Genomic DNA, 16,607 nt, shown 5'->3' with positions numbered 1-16,607 from the left:
GCCTAGTACCTCGGCACTGCGTCGAGGTGCGAGCCCTTGGGGAAGCAGAAATACTCGATGAAATGGCCGAAATCGGCGCGTGCGTCGAAATAGGCATAGGTGCCGCCCTGGGTATCGGCCGCGATCGGCAGTTCCCAGCGCGTCCTGGCGGCGGCCAAATGGCTCTCGAACTCCGCGCGATCCTCGAAATGGCGACCGAGATGGTGGAAGCGGGTGGCATAGCCCGCATCGGGAAGGCCCCAGCGATAGACGTCGGCATCGCCCGAAAGCGGCTGGATGATCTCGAACTGCAGGTCGTTCTTGTACGCCAGCGCGAAGTGGCAGACGGCCGTGCGCCCCTCGCCCGTGTCGAACTCGGCGTCCGGCATTTCCATGAAGCCGCCGATGTCGTGCGTCCTGGCGATGTCTTCCATCGCGCGCTTCCAGTCGGTCGTCACATAGGCGTACTGGTAATAATTGTCGCTCATCGGCGGCTTGCGCTCCTCTCCGCGTCTTGCCTGCCTGTATTGGCCGCGCTTCGCCCGAGCGAAATGACCGGTGCGGCAGGGTCGCTTGCTCTTGCACGTCACCGGAATGCCTGTGCATTGCGTGGCGGGCGATCCCACCGCAAGGGAAGCGCAAATCAGGAGCGTAAGGCGCAAGGATGAGCGAACAGAATTTTGTTGCCGTGGCCAGGGTCGAGGATGTTCCGCCCGGCACCGTGAAGGCGGTGGACGTGGGTGGTCGCTCCATCCTGTTGTGTAACTCGAAAGACCGGATTTTCGCGGTCGAGAACCAGTGTTCACATGCGGAGGAACCGCTGGCGTGCGGGCGCATCAGGAACGGCTGGATTGCCTGCCCCGCGCACGGCGCACGCTTCGATCTGGAAACGGGCGAGGCGATGAACCCGCCCGCCAAGGATCCGATCGCGATCTTTGCGGTGCGCATCACGGGCGAGACCATAGAAATCGCGGTATAAACCTCGCACCGCATCGCCTTGCCGATATATGGCGGGACGCCTTGCGGTAACTCGTCGAATTGATGCCTAGCGTTGAACGATGATGTGGAATCGCTGGAGGCCGGGTTTTTGACCGAAGCGCTCGAAACGCTGCGACATGAGGTGCGCACCTGGCTGGAGGCCAACGCGCCGGGCGGCTGGCGCGTGTCCTGCACCAGCCATGAGGCCTTTCTCGACATGCAGCGCGGCTGGTTCGCGAAGCTGGCCGAGGCGGGCTATGCGGTGCCGCACTGGCCCGCCGAATGGCCCGGCGGCGGCCGGGGGCTCGCCGAACAGAAGGTGATCTACGAGGAACTCGCGCGCGCGGACACTCCGCGCTTGCTGCTCTCGTTCATGTCGACCTATCATGCTGCGTGCACGCTGTTCGAATGGGGCAGCGAGGCGCAGCAGAAGCAATATATCCCGCGCATTCTCGAGGGTGAGATCTGGTGCCAGGGCTTTTCGGAGCCCAATGCGGGATCGGACCTTGCGGGCGTCAGAACACGCGCCGAGCGTCAGGGCGACGTCTATGTCGTCAACGGCCAGAAGCTCTGGTCGACCATGGGCCAGTTCGCCGACAAGTGCCTGCTGCTCGTGCGCACCAGTAGCGAGGGCGCGAAGCAGGCGGGGCTCACCTATCTGCTGCTCGATCTCAAATCCAAGGGCGTGACCGCGCGGCCGATCCACCAGATCCACGGCGATGAGGAGTTCGCCGAACTGTTCCTCGACAATGTCGAGATCCCGGTCGAAGACCGGCTTGGCGAGGAAGGCCAGGGCTGGGCGGTCGCGCAATCGACGCTCTCATCGGAACGCGGCCTGACCCTGCTCGAGCTGAGCGCGCGGATGCGCGGTGCGCTGTGGCGGATCGGCGATCTGATCCGCGAGACCGGCCGCGACAATGACGCCGGCATATTGCGCGATTTCGGTCGGCTGGCGACCAGGGTAGACGCCACGTGTGCGCTGGCCGACCAGTTTCTCGCCAATCGCATCGCGGGTCAGGAGCGCGTCGGCGACGCCTCGCTCGTCAAGCTCTCCTATTCGCGTACCTTGCGCGAATACACACTGCTCGGCCTCAGGCTTGGTGGCATCGACGCCCAGTATCACACGCCGATCACCTTTGGCGGGGGCATGGAAACCGGCAACTGGATGGCGGACTTCATGAACAGCTATGCATGGACGATCGCCGGCGGCAGCGACGAGGTCCAGCGCAACATCATATCGGAGCGCCTGCTCGGAATGCCGCGCGAACCCAAAAGCTGGACGCTGGCGGGAGGCGCCGCATGAGCGTCAGTCGTGCCGAATTGCAGGACGCTGCCGAAAAGGCGTTCGGCCATGGCGATCTTGCCCCCGATGCGGCGAAAAGCTGGGAGCTGATCGCCGAGATGGGCTGGCTGATGATGGCCGTGCCCGAGGAACTTGGCGGCCTTGGCCTCGGCACCGAAGCCGCGGGTGTGATCCACCGTGCGCTTGGCCGGACACTGGTTCCGGGGCCCGCGATCGCGCAGATGCTCGTCATCGAGGCGCTGTCCGCGGCCGAGGGCGTTGCCGAACGTGACAATCTTCTCGCCCGCGCAATGGGCGGCGAAGTGATGACCGCCTCACTGGCGGGTGCTGCCGGCCTGAGCTGCGTGCCCGATGCGGACCGCGCGAGCCATGTGCTCGTGATGAACGACGATCGCGCGCTGTTCGCCCCGATGGATGGCGCGACTGTCACTGCACGCGACACCTGGGACAAGACCCGCAGGCTGTTCGACGTCGCACTCGGTAACAATGCAGATGGCCTCGTACTCGCGGAAGGTCAGGCCGCCGCCGCGCTGAAGCAGCGGATCGAGGCCCAGCTTTTGTTCGCACTGGCGGGCGACTCGCTCGGCGGCGCAGACGCGGTGCTTGCCCTCACGATCGAATATCTCGGCACCCGCCGTCAGTTCGACCGACCGCTGGCGCTGTTCCAGGCATTGAAACACCGCGTGGCGGACATGAAGACATGGTTGTCGGCCGCCGAAGCGCTGTTCTGGGCCAATGCGACCGATCCGACAGCGGGACTGGTGCAAATGGGCGCGCTCAAGGCGCACGCCACGACCGTCTATCGCGCCATCGCCGAGGAAGCGATCCAGCTGCACGGCGGCATCGGGCTGACCATGGAGCATCCCTGTCACTTGTTCCTCAAGCGCGCGCTGCTCAACTGCGCGCTGGGCGGCGATGCGGATTATTGGGAAGAACAAACCGGCAGGCAGGCTCTGGCAAAAGGGGCCGCGTAAGTCCGAAAGGGGGGAGGATTGATCATGAAGCGGATATCGAGTGCGGCGTGTCTGACAGCGTTATCCATGACATTGGGCGCTCCTCTGGGTGCGCACGACAAGCCTTCCCCCACCCCCACCGCAGCCACCGCCGAGGACCCGATGTTCAAGGAACCCTATATCGACCTCGACGAATGGCGCGATGCGCCCGTCCGCCATCGCTATGTCCATGGCGGGTTCAGGGGCACCGAGACGCGCTTCTCGTTCTACTTCCCCGAAAAGCAGCAATATGAAGGTCGCTTCTTCCAGCATATCACGCCCGTGCCCGACAGCGAGAACAACGCACAGCTTCCCGCGGCGGGCGAAGAGAGCAAGATGGGCTTCGCGATCGCCTCGGGCGCCTATTTCGTCGAGACAAATGGCGGCGGAAAGGGCGTAGCCGGGTTCGGCAGTGCCGATCCCACGATCGGCGCCTATCGCGCCAATGCTGCCGCCGCCGCATATTCGCGCGTCGTCGCGCAGCAGATGTATGGTGGAAACCGCCCTTATGGCTATGCCTATGGCGGCAGCGGCGGGGCGTTCCGCACAATCGGATCTATCGAGAACACCGAGGGCGTCTGGGATGGTGTCGTGCCCTATGTGATCGGGTCGACCATGGCGATCCCCAACATGTTCAGCGTGCGGATGCACGCGATGCGGATCCTCGGCGGCAAGTTTCCGCAGATCGTCGACGCAGTCGAACCCGGGGGCAGCGGCGATCCCTATGCCGGGCTCAGCGCCGACGAGACCGCCGCACTGCGCGAAGTGACCAGGATGGGCTTTCCGACGCCCTCATGGTTCGGATACAAGACGATGGGCGTTCACGGCTTCGCCGCACTGTATCAGGGTGTGGTGATGGCAGACCCCACCTATTTCACCGATTTCTGGACGAAGCCCGGCTATCTCGGCTTCGACAATCCAAAATCCTTCGACGGCGCGCGCCTGCAGCACAAGGCGCAGGTAGCGGCCCCCATCACCGCAGCCGAAGCCGCGAAGCTTGGTCTGAACACGAGTGTCGTCGACGGCAGGAAGGACGGCGGCGTCGACAACGCCTTTGCCGCGCTTCAGGGCGAAGGCGCGCAGCGTATTGTCGCCTTTCGCCTCTCCAGCCCCCTGCCCCGGGTCGAGTTTCTCGGTGGCGATCTGATCGTGCAAAGCGGTGCGGCTACGGGTCAGAAGCTGGCGCTCAGCCGCATCGTCGGCGATGTTGTGATCCTCGGCGTCGCTGATCCCTCGGCGGCTGCGAAAATTGTGGCGGGCGATGAGGTGCAGGTCGACAATTCCAACTTTCTTGCCGCGCAGACCTATCATCGTCATCAGGTCCCCGGTCCCGACTTCAAGGTCTGGGACCAGTTCCGCGGCCCCGATGGCAAGCCGCTCTACCCGCAGCGGCCGATGATCATCGGCCCGCTCTTCGTTCAGGCGACCTCGGGCTCGCAAATGACGGGCAAGTTCAAGGGCAAGATGATCGTCGTGGAATCGCTCTGGGACCGCGAGGCGATGCCCTGGCAGGCGGACTGGTACCGCAATCGCGTGGCGGCCAATCTCGGCAACGCGACAGACAGCAACTTCCGCTTGTGGTTCACCGACCACGCGCTGCACGGCGACAGCACCAGACAGGAAGACCCGACCCGCACGGTCAGCTATCTGGGCTCGCTCCAGCAGGCGCTGCGCGATCTCTCGATATGGGTCGAAAAGGGTGTCGCCCCGCCCGCCAGCACCGCCTATCGCATCGAGGACGGACAGGTGATCGTCCCGGGCACGGCGACCGAGCGCAGGGGTATCCAGCCCGTCGTAGCCGTAGAGGCGAATGGCGGTGCGAAGGCCGTGGTGAAGCCGGGACAGGCCGTCAGCTTTACGGCCACGATCGAAGTGCCGCCGGCCGCAGGCAAGATCGTCTCGGCCGAATGGGACTTCGAGGGCGACGGGAGATTCCCCGACAAGGCACAGCTTTCGGGCGGAGGCCTGAGCAAGATGACGATCAAGGCGAGCCACAGCTTCGCAAAGCCTGGCACCTATTTCCCCGCGCTGAGAGTCGCGTCCGAACGCAATGGTGATGCCACCTCGCCTTACGCACATATCCAGAATCTAGGGCGCGTGCGGGTCGTCGTCGAGTAGATCAGGCCTTTCTTGTCATCAGCGCGGACAGCGAGCTCAGGAGAGGCTGGCCTCTGTAAGCAGGATTTCTGCAAGCCGCGCGGGTTGCGTGTTCATCGCCTGATGCCCGGCGTCGATGTGAACGATCCGGTCCACTTGCAGGCGCTTGGCGAAGCGTTCCTGCCAGACCGGCGGCAATATGCCGTCGCGCTCACAAAGAACGTAGCTTGATGGCACGCCGCGAAGATGGTCATAATCCCAATGCGTGGCCAGCGTGACCGGCATCGGCCAGTTGTCCCTCCCCAGCCGCGCAAGGAAATCACGGGTCTCGCGCTCGTCCATGTCGTTGCAGAACATCAGCGGCTGCTGCTCGTCGCCGCCATGCTTGTCGGGGTCCAGCGGCCAGCCGACTTCATCGGGATTTTCGCCATGCCGGCCGCGCCCCATCATGTCGAGGACGCTTTGCCCCGGCAGCGGCGCGCAGCACGAGACGTAGACAAGTCTTCGGAACAGCGCAGGGTTGCGCTGCCAGAGCACCGGCAACATGGTTCCGGCCTGTGAATGGCCGACGAGCACGATGTCCGACAGCCCGGCCGACGTCATCTCGTCGAGAAGTTCATCCGCGACATCATCGACGCCGAGTCCGATCGTATCGCGTTCGCGCTTGGTGCCACAGCCGGGCACATCCAGTACCAGCACCCGCGCGCTGAACCCCAACAGCGCGCGGGCGGTGTGCTCCCACACCCAACTGCCCTGCCCGCCGCCATGCAGCAGGGCAAAGGCAGGCTGGCCAGTCATTCAGGCCATCAGCCCCTTGACCGCCTCGACCACCTTTTCGGGCGAGACGATATAGGCGTCCTCGAGCGGCTTGGAGAAAGGCACCGGCGAGTAAGGCGCACCAAGCCGGCGAACCGGGGCCTTGAGCTTGCCGTAGAGTTCCTCGTTGACCGTCGCGGCGATCTCGGCGCCGGGGCCGAAGCTGCGGACCGCCTCATGCGCGACGAGCACGCGGCCCGTCTTGGCGGCGGAGGCGATGACGGTGTCCTTGTCCCAGGGCGATACCGTGCGCAGGTCGACGAGTTCGACCGAAATCCCGGCCTCCGCCAGCGCGGGCAGCGCCTGCTGGCAGCGCACGAGCTGCGAGGACCAGGACACGATGGTGACGTCGGTGCCTTCCTGCACGACGCGCGCCTTGCCCAGCGGGATCGGCCCCTGATCGTCGGGCACTTCGCCCGGAATGAACAGCGTGCCCGCGGACTCGATGAAGATGCAGGGATCGGGATCCTGGATGCACGAAAGCAGCAGGCCGTAATATTCGGCCGGGTTGGATGGTGCTACGACCTTGATGCCCGCGGTGTGCGCGAACCAGCCTTCGAGATGGTCGGCATGCTGGCCCGCGGTCTGCCAGCCGGCGCCGGTGAGCGTGCGGATGGTGATCGGCACCTGGCTCTGCCCGCCCGACATGAAGCGCAGCTTCGCGGCATGGTTGAAGATCATGTCCATGGCGACAGTAGTGAAGTTCATCAGCATGATCTCGGCGACGGGCTTGTAGCCGCCGAGTGCCGCGCCGATGGCCGCACCGATGATTGCCTGTTCGGAAATCGGCGTCGATTTCACGCGATCATCGCCGAAGCGCGTCGAAAGGCCCGCGGTCGCGCCGGTCACGCCGCCACCCTCGCGGTCGGCGACATCCTCGCCGAACACGATGACCTTGGCGTCCTGCTCCATCGCCTTGGCGAGTGCCGCATTGACGGCCTGGAGCGCATTCATCTTCTTGCCGCTCATGCGGGGATCTCCTCGGCAAACACATCGCGGCGGAGCTCGTCGACCGACGGGAATTCGCTCGTCAGGCCGAATTCCTGCGCGTCTTCGACCTCGGCCTCGATCTCGGCTTGCATCTTCGCCAGCTGTTCTTCAGTGGCATGGCCCTCGGCAATCAGCCGCGCGCGGAATGCGGGCAACGGATCCTTCGCGATCGCCTCAGCCTTTTCTTCCTTGGTCATGTACTTGTCGTCGTCGCCGAAGACGTGGCCCATGAAGCGGAAGGTCTTGCATTCGAGCAGCGTCGGCCCCTCGCCGTCGCGCGCCCGCGCAACGGCCTCGTGCACCGCGGCGTACATCGCCCAGGGATCATTGCCGTCGACGGTATAGCCGGGCATGCCGTAGCCCGCCGCACGCTTGGAGATGAAATCGACGCCGGTGCCGTTTTCGTAGCGGGTGTGCTCGGCAAAGCCATTGTTCTGGCAGACGAAAATCACCGGCAGCTTCCAGACCGAAGCCAGGTTCAGCGATTCATGGAACGCGCCGATATTGGACGCGCCGTCGCCGAAATAGGCGACGGTCACGCGCTTGCTGCCGTCAAGCAAGGCTGCCCAGGCAAGACCGTTGGCGATCGGCATGGACGAACCGACGATACCCGTCGTCACCATCACGCCCGTTTCGGGGTGCGTCAGGTGCATCGGGCCGCCCTTGCCCTTGCAGGTGCCGTCGACGCGCCCCGCGATTTCCGCCCAGAGCGGACGCAGCGGCATGTCCTTGGCGACCATGTCGTGGATGCCGCGATAGATTGTGCAGATCGTGTCGTCGTTGTTCAGGAACGCGGACACGGTGGACGGAATCACTTCCTGACCGCGCGCCGAATAATAGGGCATGGTGAGACGCCCGAGACGGATCGTCTTGCGGATGGCGTCGTCATTGCGCTCGATGCGGATCATGCGCCGGTAGATATCAACCAGCGTCTCCGGGCTTGGCGCCGGGGCGTTGCTCAGCTCTGCCATGGGGTTCCTCAATGGCCGTTGGAATGCCCCACTCAATTGGCTTTCAGGCGCTTGAGGTCAATCTCGCCCCGGCGATATTTCGGATATCGGAGGCGCGCGCCTTCTCGTTGCCCGTCAGCGCGAACTCCTCCTCGCTGAAGAACAGGATCCTGCGCGGCACCTTGAAGCTCGCCAGTTTCGCCCTGAGGTGCGCGGTCAGTTCGGCCTCGTCGATCCGCGCGCCGTCCACCGGCACGATGCACGCGACGACCATTTCGCCGAGCAGATCGTCGGGCACCCCAACCGTCTGGCTGCGCTTCACGCCGGGATAATTGGCGATGATCGTATCGACCTCTTCGGGCGCGACATTGGCGCCGCCGGTCTTGATCATGTCGGTCAGCCGGCCTTCCCAGAAGAAGCGCCCCTCGCCGTCCACATAGCCGCCGTCGCCGGTGCAGTAGAAACCTTCGTCATCGAAGCACTGCTCGGCGGTCTTACCGAGATAGCCGGACATGAGCGTCGGCCCCTTGATGCACATCTCGCCGCGCGTGCCGCGCGGCACGATCGCGCGCGTCACCGGATCGACGATCTTCAATATATTGCCCGGCAGCGGCCTGCCGAAGCTGCCCGCATAGTCTTCGTCCGATGTGTCCGCGTCGAAGGCGGTACAGATCGTCATCGTCTCGGTCGTGCCGAACGCCATCGGCGTCGTCCAGTCGGTGGTCACCGTGGGATGTTCGTTAATCAGCTCGCCCTTGGTCACATATTTGAGGCTGGAAAGATCAGCGCCCTGCCAGTTCGCCGCGGCCTGGACGCGCGCCCATTGGTGCGGGCGGCCCGTGAGGAAGCTCACCCTTTCCTTCCCGATCACGTCGAGTGCCGCGCCCGCGTCAAAGACGGGCTGGAGGATCGCAGCGCCCCCGGTCGACAGCGATGTGCCGATGACGAGGCTGACATTGCCCGACCAGAACAGGCCGTTGCCCGTCCAGCTGCGCACCGGTTCGCGCATCGCGAACACGCGCGGCCAGCGCCACCACTGGATCGCAAAGGCACGCTGCGAATGGACGATGCCCTTGGGCAGGCTGGTCGTCCCCGATGAGAAAAAGATGCCGCCAATGTCGGACGGCGCAACACTCGCCGCACGCGCCTCGATAACGTGGTCGGGCACATCGCCCCCACCGGCGAGGAAATCCGCCCAGCGTTCATACCCCGATGCGGCGGGTTCGCCGTCGGTCACGCTGTCGAGCTGCACCAGCCGCTTCAGAAACGGGCCATGATCTGTGCTCGCGAGAACCTCTGCAAAATCCTTTTTGAGCACACGCGTATCGAACAACAGCAGCTCGATCGCCGATGCATTGATCAGGTGCTCGAGCTCTTCGGGTGTCGAAAAGGTACTCAGTGCAACCGTCACCCCTCCCGCCATCGCGATGCCGAACAGCGCCGAGAGATATTCCGGGCGGTTGGCCATCAGCACACCGACGCGCGCATCCTTCGCCGTCCCTGCGGCCACGAGCGCCTTCGCGACCCCGACCGAACGCGCGTGGAGATCGTCATAGCTCCAGCACGTCCGCCCGAGCGCGGTGCGCACGATGACGGCATCGGCGGCGCCGTAGCGTGCCCTCACTTCTTCGAGGTAGCCGGGAATGGTGTGCGCACCCTGCCCCGCCTCCTCGCTCAGCGGGAGGCCGTGGACAAGCGACAGCGCGGGATCAGCGGGATTGCTCAATAGGGCAGCTCCACCTGCGCGGTGCCCTTCAAAATCTGCTCGCCGTCCTGCGTGGTCATCACGGTCTGCACGCGTACCACGGGCATGCCGAAGGGCGATGTGTCGATCTTCTCGATCACCTCGGCATCGACATAGGTGACGTCCCCTTCGAAAGCCGGCGAGCGGAACTGGGTCTTGCTGTGCCAGATAAATCCGTCATGCCCCGCCCAGTAAGCGACGGTGTCGAGGTGCCAGGCGTTCATCGACGCACCATAGCCATAGGCGCCGCCCATGCCGACATTCTCGGCCTTTTCGGCGTTGATATGGCCCGAAGACGGACCATGATACAGGCCGTCGCCCATGCGCGGATCGATCTTGCGCGCCTCATGGTCATAGCTCATGTCGGCACCGAAGCCCGCATCCTCCCGCGCCGGATCATGGACGCCCTCGGGAGCGTTCCAGCGCCAGGTGCCCCAGATATTCTGTCGATGCGCGCGACATTCATTGGCGAAGCTGACGACCGAATGCGGGCCGATCACACGCCGCGGCAGCTTATCGCCGACGCGCACGTCAGCATAGGCGGGCGACTTGCCCTCGCGGTTGGAGAGGATCCATTCGTGGCGGAGCTTGTGGATCTCGGCCAGTTCCTCCTTCGTCCATCTTTTGGGACTGCGCTTGTCCTTGCCATAGACGCCGCGCTTGTTGGCTTCCTCGACAAGATAGCGGATCGCGGTCGCGCGTTCCTTGGCAATCAGCGTGCCGTTCTGGTTGCGGTGAACGGTATCCCCGCGCGCGAACATCGTGGGCCCTGCAAAGGCGGTATCGGTGACGCTGTAGCCGTCGAAGCGACGATCCTGGAACAGCTTGTCGCCGGGGTGGACGGGCGTGCCGTAGAACCACCATTCCTCGCCCGCGAAGATCAGGTGCGTGCCCGGAACCTTGCCGACACAGGCGGGGTGGCAGCCATGGCCATAGTCCATCGCAACCGTGAAGCTCTGCGGCGCAACGATGCCGCCGAATTTCGAGCTGCGCGCGAACTCCTCATCCCAGTGGACGGGATTGGGATAGTCCAGCGCCTGCACCCAGCGGCGAATGTCGGTTGCGTTGCACGGGTCCCACATCTCGGCGAAGATGACTGGCTTGCCGACCCATTTGTCGACATCGCTCGTATCCATCACGACCGGCTCCTGATCGGCCATTATCCTATCCTTCAATCAAGCGGTTGCGGCGCGCCGGTGCCCATGTAATCGGCCAGCACGCGGTGAAAATTGATGAGCGCGCGTTCCTCGACGGGGCTTGGTCGCATGCCCGAGAAACTCCGCGATTTGAGCCCGCGCTGGACGGCGCCCATGTTCGAGAAATCCTGCGTCAGCACCTTGCGCCAGTTTTCGATGCTTGGTTCGGGCCTGTGCAGGTTTTGGGGCCTCGGCTCCTGTCCATCGGGGAAGCGTTCCAGCGTATAGACCTCGAAGATGCAGCTGTCGGGATCGTCGCCATCGGGCCGCGCGCGGTAGCATAGCGCGAAGGTCGGCCCGTGGATGATGACGGTGTTGGGGAAGATGTGCCAGACATTGCCCGACGCTGCGAAATGCGCGGGGTCGATCTTCGGCCACATCACGCCGCGTTTCGCATCCTCCTCGATCGTCCGCTTCATCAGGTGCACCTGCACATCGAGCGGCTGGGTGCCCTCGGGCAGTTCCTCGACGAGCAGGTTCGCGACCCTGACCATCGTCTCGGTCGTCGTCGCGTTCACTTCCTCCCAGAGCTGATTGAGCGAGGCTGCAAGGCCAACGCGCATGTCGGGCGCGCCAGCGGCGCCGGCGCTCGCACCGCCCGTGCCCTGCCCAGCCGCCGAGCCGAACACGCCGTGGATGCCCTTGGCGTCGCTCCAGGTCGGCTTGGGCGAATAGCGCGTGAGCTGGGGATGCGTGCCGGGCACGTGATAGCCTTCGATGAACGCCTCGACCGCGACCTTCCAGTTGCACGGAAAGTGCAGCCATTGCCGCCAGCGATAGCGCATCTTCTCCAGCTCGAACGGATCGAGCATCGTCGCGGCGGGCTCCAGATATTCGCGCAGCGGAATCGCATCGGCATCCATGTTGACGAACACCCATCCGCCCCATGTATCGACCCTGACGGGCTTCAGGCGGATGTCCTCGGGCTTCAGCGCATCACCCCACGCGTCACCGCGGACAACGCCGACATTGTTGCCCTCCCTGTCCCAGCTCCAGGCATGGAAGGGGCAAACGAACCGGCTGGCATGCCCGCAGCCCTCGGTCAGCCGGCGCGCGCGGTGGGGGCAGACATTGAACCAGGCAGAGATCCGATCTTCGGCAGAACGCACGACGATGATCGAATCGTCCATGATGTCGTAGGTGACGTAATCACCAACATCGGGGATCTCTTCTTCGCGGCACGCGACCTGCCAGACCTTCGCCCAAAGCCTGTCGGCCTCGGCGCGCGCATAGCTTTCCGACACATAGGCTTCATTGCCAATGATGACCGGGCGTTCGGTCAGCGGCCTTTCCGCCGGCGCCATCGTGTCCATCGCTGCAATCCTTCTCCACAGGCCCTGTCGACCCTGTACGTCATATCCTCCCTATGGAGCGACTTGGCGCAAGGAAAGGCTCAGCCGTGCCGATTGCACCCCGGTCAACATCGCTGCGCCGATAGAGACAAGCGCCGGCTTGCAATGCACGCCGATCGGCACATGCTGCCCGAAAGGAGAGACAGCACATGACGAAGATGCTGGCTGCGGTCGCTGTTGGCGGCGCAGGGATCGCTGGCGTGAAGGTCCAGGAGGTGGACGTGCCCGAGGCCGGCCCCTGCGAAGCGCTCGTCCGCCTGAAGGCCGCAACGCTCAATTTCCGCGACATCATCATCGCCAAGGGCATGATGGCGGGGCTCGCCAAGGATCCCGACTATGTTCCGCTTTCCTGCGCGACGGGTGAGGTCATCGCTGTGGGTGATGGCGTTACGCGCGTGAAGCCCGGCGACCGCGTGAATCCGATCTTCGCGCTCGGCTGGCTCACCGGGCCGCAGCCGACGATGGACATGCTCGGTGGTCGTGCCGATGGTGTGGCGCGCCAATATGCGGCCTTTCCTGCCGAGAGCCTGTGCCTCGTCCCCGACAGCATGGGCGATCTCGAGGCCGCGACGATGACCTGTGCGGGGCTGACCGCATGGAACGCGCTGTTCCAGCACCGCCCGCTCAAGCCCGGCGAATGGATTCTGTGCCAGGGCACGGGCGGCGTTTCGCTTGCCGCGCTCCAGTTCGCCAAAGCGGCGGGTGCACATGTCGCCATCACCTCATCGTCAGACGCCAAGCTTGCCCGCGCCCGTGCGCTCGGCGCCGATGTCACCGTCAACTACCGCACGCATCCCGACTGGGCCGCGGTGGTCCGCAGCGAACTGGGCGGCAGGGGCGTGGACATCGTCGTCGATGTCGTTGGCGCCAGCCAGATCGAGACCGCGGCATCGCTGCTCAATCCCGGCGGCGTGATCTCGGCCATCGGCATGCTCGGCTCCGAATTCAGCTGGAGTCAGGCCGAGGTGAGCGGGCATCCCGTCGCACGCATCACCGTCGGCAACCGCGCGGAACATGAAGCGATGCTCGCCTTTTGCGCGACACACGCGATCCGTCCGATCGTCGATGTCGTCTATGATCTGCGCCGCATTCAGGATGCCCATCGGCATCTCGAAAGCGGGCAATTCTTCGGCAAGGTCGGCATCAACCTGCTTTAGAATGCCATCTCACGAGCGTGGACAGAAACATTGGCGCCGGAACGGGCGCGGAGCCGGATGAGGAACTGATATGAGTTATCTGGGAGAGCTTCGCGCTCAATGGCGTCCATTGCTCGCTGCATTGATCGGACTGGGCGCCGGCTTTTCGATGACTAATTACGTGACCAGCATCATGGCACCCCATCTGCTCAGGGATTTTGGCTGGTCAAAGTCCGAATTCGCGCTGATCGGCAGCCTCGGGCTGGTTTCCGTTGCCGTCTTTCCATTTGTCGGACGACTGACCGACATCATCGGCGTGCGCCGTACCGCGCTGATCGGGGTCGTCGTGGCCCCGCTGGCCTTTCTGGGATTGAGCCAGATGACCGGGGACATCCGCATCTATATCGCGCTGTTCCTGCTCCAGGCGGTGCTCTGCGTGACGACGACGACAACCGTCTACAGCCGCGTCGTGGTCCAGTATGTCACCCGTGCACGCGGGCTTGCGCTCGCGATCGTTGCGTCGGGGCCAGCACTGACCGGCGCGATAGGCGGGCCGATCCTCAACAATTTCGTCGAGGCGCAGGGCTGGCGTGCGGGCTATCTGGCACTCGTCATATTTTCGGCGGTGGCCGGTGCGACGGCGCTGCTGATGCTTCCGCCCGAGCGCAAGAACGCCGAGGCGGCGCCGCCAAGGGCGAAAACCGCGAAAGAGGATTATGCCGAGATCTTTCGAAACCGCGCCTTCTGGCTGCTTCTCGGCGCCATGCTGCTCTGCAACCTTCCACAGGTCATTGCGCTGACGCAGCTCAACCTCGTCCTGCTCGACAACGGCGTGTCGGCCAAGGGCGTGTCGGCAATGATCTCCGCCTTCGCGAGCGGCGTGCTTCTGGGCCGCTTCGCCAGCGGCCTCGCGCTCGACCGCTTTCCGCCATATCTCGTCGCGGGCATTGGCATGACGCTTTCCGCAATCGGGTTGTTCCTGATCGCTTCGAACCATGATGCACCCGCCGTCCTGATGCTGTCGGTGCTGCTCATCGGCCTGTCCTTCGGGGCGGAAGGCGACGTTGTCGGCTATCTCGTCGTACGCAGCTTCGGGGTGCGGGTTTTCAGCTCGGTCATGGGCATGCTGACCGCGACGATGGCGATTTCCTCCTCGATCGGCGCGGCACTTCTCAGCCTCATGCTCAAACTGACTGGCGGGTTCGAGTGGTTCCTGATGATCAGCGGTGCCGCAGTGGTTCTTGGCAGTCTGCTGTTCCTGCTGCTGCCCCGCGACGCAACGCCAGAGGCTGAGCAGGACGCTGCAGGCGAGCCGGAACCGGCCTAAAGCGCGTTGCCCAGCCCGGCGGCATGCCTGGCGGCGATATAGCCAAAGGTGAGCGAAGGCCCGATGCTGGCCCCTGCCCCCGGATAGACGCCGCCCATCACCGATGCGGTGGAGACGCCCGTCGCGTAGAGCCCTTCGATCGGTGCTCCGTCGGCGTTGACGACCCGCCCATGAACGTCGGTCACGACGCCGCCATAGGTCGAGACGTCGCCCGGAATGACGGGCACGGCATAGAAAGGCGCCTTCGCAATATCGCCAAGCGCGCGAACGGGGCCGTGATAGGGATCACCGAGCCATTGGTCATAGGCGCGCTCGCCGCGGTGGAAGTCGTCGTCCCTGCCCTGTGCGACAAAACCGTTCCAGCGCGCCACTGTGGCGGAGAGTTTTGACGGTTCGGCCTTGATGCTGGCGGCAAGCGCCTCGATCGTGTCGGCCTTGTGCAGATAGCCCGATTCAAGCCAGGCCTTGGGAACCTTCTTGTCGATCCACTTGCCCGCGACCTGATAATTCTCGACATATTGCTGATCGAGGATCGCCCAGCTCGGCACCGCGGGCACCGTCCTGTTCCGCTTGAGCATGGTTTCGCAGTAGAGCTCGTAAGACCCGCCCTCGTTCATGAAGCGCTCGCCCGACTGGTCGACAAGGATCGCGTGCGGCTTGCCCGTCAGGCTCTGCGCCGGCGGCGTCACATAGGCGCGCTCCCAGCCGGGTGCCAGCGTGCTCTGATAGCCGACCATCTGATCCATCTGCGCGAGCACGCCGCCGATGCGTTCCATCTCGACATGCATGTCGCCCATGTCGCTCTCATTGGTCTGCGACCATTCGGCGCGCGTTCCGGGCATGTACTTGTCGCGCATCGACTGGTTCCGCGCAAAGCCGCCCGCATTGACGAGCACGCCCAGCTTGCCGCCCACACGCCAGGGCTTGCCGTCCTTCACCGTCGCCACGCCCGTGACCTTGCCATTCTCGACGATCAATTCGCTGACCGGAGACTCCGTGCGGATATCGACGCCCGCCTTGAGTGCTGCCTGAAGCATCCGTCCCTGCAGCGCAGCCCCGGCGGTGACATAGTGCTTGCCCGTCAGCCTCGTTCCGATCGTGCGCAGGATCAGTGCGCGCATCACCTTCTTGAGCGCGGGGTCGCGGCGGATATAGCCGAGCTTCATGCCCTCCTCGAGCCGAGCGGGCACCTCGAGAAAGCCCTTGCGCAGCTTCTTCGCCCATGGCCCAAGTTCCTTCTTGTTGAAGGGCTTGGCGACGACGGTGCGGCTGGTTTTGCACCCGCCCGGCGCCTCGTCATAATAATCCGGCCAGAAGTCGGAGCCACGTTCCAGCTCCACGCCCTGATCGACGAGGAAGTCGATCATCCTGGACGCTTCGTTGACATAGGTGAGCCGCTTTTCGTGCGACGATCCGGGAATGTCGGCGCACAGCGCGTCGAGATAGGCGATGCCCGCCTGAGCGCTGTCCTGCTCCCCGGCTTCCTTCAGGAAGCGGTTGTTGGGAACCCAGATGACGCCGCCCGATTTGGCGGTGGTGCCGCCCACCCAGGGTGACTTTTCGAGGATCAGGACGGACTTGCCCGCTTTTCGCATGACGAGCGCCGAACTCATGGATCCGGCGCCGCTGCCCACGACCACCCAATCGAACGTCTCGTCAAACCCGCTCATCCACCGCTCTCCTTGTCTTGCGGCGGAATAGACCGCCGCGCATGGGGCTGCACAAGTGCTTATCGCCCGGGCGGCAT

The 16,607-nt window shown here is 64.3% G+C and carries 14 protein-coding genes; 6 read left to right on the top strand and 8 right to left on the bottom strand.

Translation table 11 applies throughout. The features are described from left to right. Positions 1-2: 2 nt before the first annotated feature. Positions 3-467 carry a VOC family protein gene (locus MKI88_RS01475; RefSeq protein WP_241628791.1) on the bottom strand — a complete coding sequence of 155 codons (465 nt, stop codon included), beginning with the start codon at positions 465-467 and terminating at the stop codon, positions 3-5. Between the two features lie 176 nt (positions 468-643). On the opposite strand from MKI88_RS01475, the gene MKI88_RS01470 reads away from it, so the two are divergent. The 4 genes from MKI88_RS01470 to MKI88_RS01455 all read left to right on the top strand — a co-directional run bounded on the left by MKI88_RS01470 (position 644) and on the right by MKI88_RS01455 (position 5,370). Beyond that, the gene (locus MKI88_RS01470; protein ID WP_241628788.1) at positions 644-958 is read left to right on the top strand and encodes a non-heme iron oxygenase ferredoxin subunit; all 315 of its coding nucleotides are present in this window, start codon (positions 644-646) and stop codon (positions 956-958) included. 93 nt (positions 959-1,051) lie between these two features. Next, positions 1,052-2,260 (top strand): acyl-CoA dehydrogenase family protein, encoded by a 1,209-nt coding sequence (locus MKI88_RS01465; RefSeq protein WP_348636230.1) that lies wholly within the window; start codon positions 1,052-1,054, stop codon positions 2,258-2,260. Then, complete coding sequence (locus MKI88_RS01460; RefSeq protein WP_241628784.1) at positions 2,257-3,234, top strand: acyl-CoA dehydrogenase family protein; 978 nt, start codon at positions 2,257-2,259, stop codon at positions 3,232-3,234. Before MKI88_RS01465 ends, MKI88_RS01460 begins: the two co-directional genes overlap by 4 nt. Before the next feature lie 66 nt (positions 3,235-3,300). Beyond that, entirely contained in the window at positions 3,301-5,370 is a 2,070-nt protein-coding gene (locus MKI88_RS01455) for a PKD domain-containing protein (protein WP_241628782.1), read from the top strand. 36 nt (positions 5,371-5,406) lie between these two features. Here the strand turns inward: MKI88_RS01455 and MKI88_RS01450 are convergent, their stop codons facing one another. Genes MKI88_RS01450 through MKI88_RS01425 form a run of 6 tightly spaced genes read right to left on the bottom strand, consistent with a single transcriptional unit; the run spans position 5,407 to position 12,358 of the window. Continuing rightward, complete coding sequence (locus MKI88_RS01450) at positions 5,407-6,147, bottom strand: alpha/beta fold hydrolase (RefSeq protein ID WP_241628779.1); 741 nt, start codon at positions 6,145-6,147, stop codon at positions 5,407-5,409. Beyond that, positions 6,148-7,134: an alpha-ketoacid dehydrogenase subunit beta gene (locus tag MKI88_RS01445; RefSeq protein ID WP_241628777.1), complete on the bottom strand. Its 987-nt coding sequence runs from the start codon at positions 7,132-7,134 to the stop codon at positions 6,148-6,150. Continuing rightward, positions 7,131-8,126: a thiamine pyrophosphate-dependent dehydrogenase E1 component subunit alpha gene (locus tag MKI88_RS01440; RefSeq protein ID WP_241628775.1), complete on the bottom strand. Its 996-nt coding sequence runs from the start codon at positions 8,124-8,126 to the stop codon at positions 7,131-7,133. Before MKI88_RS01440 ends, MKI88_RS01445 begins: the two co-directional genes overlap by 4 nt. A 43-nt stretch (positions 8,127-8,169) precedes the next feature. Beyond that, on the bottom strand, positions 8,170-9,831 hold the full coding sequence (locus MKI88_RS01435) for a class I adenylate-forming enzyme family protein (RefSeq protein WP_241628773.1): 1,662 nt from the start codon (positions 9,829-9,831) through the stop codon (positions 8,170-8,172). After that, positions 9,828-11,009: a MaoC family dehydratase N-terminal domain-containing protein gene (locus MKI88_RS01430; RefSeq protein WP_241628770.1), complete on the bottom strand. Its 1,182-nt coding sequence runs from the start codon at positions 11,007-11,009 to the stop codon at positions 9,828-9,830. Before MKI88_RS01430 ends, MKI88_RS01435 begins: the two co-directional genes overlap by 4 nt. A gap of 11 nt (positions 11,010-11,020) precedes the next feature. Further along, on the bottom strand, positions 11,021-12,358 hold the full coding sequence (locus MKI88_RS01425) for an aromatic ring-hydroxylating dioxygenase subunit alpha (RefSeq protein ID WP_241628769.1): 1,338 nt from the start codon (positions 12,356-12,358) through the stop codon (positions 11,021-11,023). A gap of 188 nt (positions 12,359-12,546) precedes the next feature. Between MKI88_RS01425 and MKI88_RS01420 the strand changes: the two genes are divergently transcribed. Next, positions 12,547-13,554, top strand: coding sequence for an NAD(P)-dependent alcohol dehydrogenase (locus tag MKI88_RS01420; RefSeq protein ID WP_241628767.1), 1,008 nt, complete (start codon positions 12,547-12,549; stop codon positions 13,552-13,554). Positions 13,555-13,624: 70 nt separating this feature from the next. Then, complete coding sequence (locus MKI88_RS01415; RefSeq protein WP_241628765.1) at positions 13,625-14,860, top strand: MFS transporter; 1,236 nt, start codon at positions 13,625-13,627, stop codon at positions 14,858-14,860. On the opposite strand, the gene MKI88_RS01410 is transcribed toward MKI88_RS01415, so the two are convergent. Next, on the bottom strand, positions 14,857-16,530 hold the full coding sequence (locus MKI88_RS01410) for an FAD-dependent oxidoreductase (protein WP_241628763.1): 1,674 nt from the start codon (positions 16,528-16,530) through the stop codon (positions 14,857-14,859). The two genes, MKI88_RS01415 and MKI88_RS01410, sit on opposite strands and share 4 nt — an antisense overlap. Between the last annotated feature and the right edge of the window lie 77 nt (positions 16,531-16,607).

It is taken from the genome of Sphingomonas sp. LaA6.9 (assembly GCF_022601895.1).
GTDB lineage: Bacteria > Pseudomonadota > Alphaproteobacteria > Sphingomonadales > Sphingomonadaceae > Sphingobium_A.
Note: the sequence above shows the minus strand (reverse complement) of the source record. Positions and strands in the feature narration are given on the sequence as shown.

Excerpts from the sequence above, each read along its gene's own strand:
- MKI88_RS01415 (WP_241628765.1), top strand. The coding sequence starts at position 13,625 with ATGAGTTATCTGGGAGAGCTTCGCGCTCAATGGCGTCCATTGCTCGCT.
- MKI88_RS01460 (WP_241628784.1), top strand. The coding sequence starts at position 2,257 with ATGAGCGTCAGTCGTGCCGAATTGCAGGACGCTGCCGAAAAGGCGTTC.
- MKI88_RS01410 (WP_241628763.1), bottom strand. The coding sequence starts at position 16,530 with ATGAGCGGGTTTGACGAGACGTTCGATTGGGTGGTCGTGGGCAGCGGC.
- MKI88_RS01430 (WP_241628770.1), bottom strand. The coding sequence starts at position 11,009 with ATGGCCGATCAGGAGCCGGTCGTGATGGATACGAGCGATGTCGACAAA.
- MKI88_RS01425 (WP_241628769.1), bottom strand. The coding sequence starts at position 12,358 with ATGGACACGATGGCGCCGGCGGAAAGGCCGCTGACCGAACGCCCGGTC.
- MKI88_RS01420 (WP_241628767.1), top strand. The coding sequence starts at position 12,547 with ATGACGAAGATGCTGGCTGCGGTCGCTGTTGGCGGCGCAGGGATCGCT.
- MKI88_RS01450 (WP_241628779.1), bottom strand. The coding sequence starts at position 6,147 with ATGACTGGCCAGCCTGCCTTTGCCCTGCTGCATGGCGGCGGGCAGGGC.
- MKI88_RS01475 (WP_241628791.1), bottom strand. The coding sequence starts at position 467 with ATGAGCGACAATTATTACCAGTACGCCTATGTGACGACCGACTGGAAG.
- MKI88_RS01445 (WP_241628777.1), bottom strand. The coding sequence starts at position 7,134 with ATGAGCGGCAAGAAGATGAATGCGCTCCAGGCCGTCAATGCGGCACTC.
- MKI88_RS01440 (WP_241628775.1), bottom strand. The coding sequence starts at position 8,126 with ATGGCAGAGCTGAGCAACGCCCCGGCGCCAAGCCCGGAGACGCTGGTT.
- MKI88_RS01470 (WP_241628788.1), top strand. The coding sequence starts at position 644 with ATGAGCGAACAGAATTTTGTTGCCGTGGCCAGGGTCGAGGATGTTCCG.
- MKI88_RS01455 (WP_241628782.1), top strand. The coding sequence starts at position 3,301 with ATGACATTGGGCGCTCCTCTGGGTGCGCACGACAAGCCTTCCCCCACC.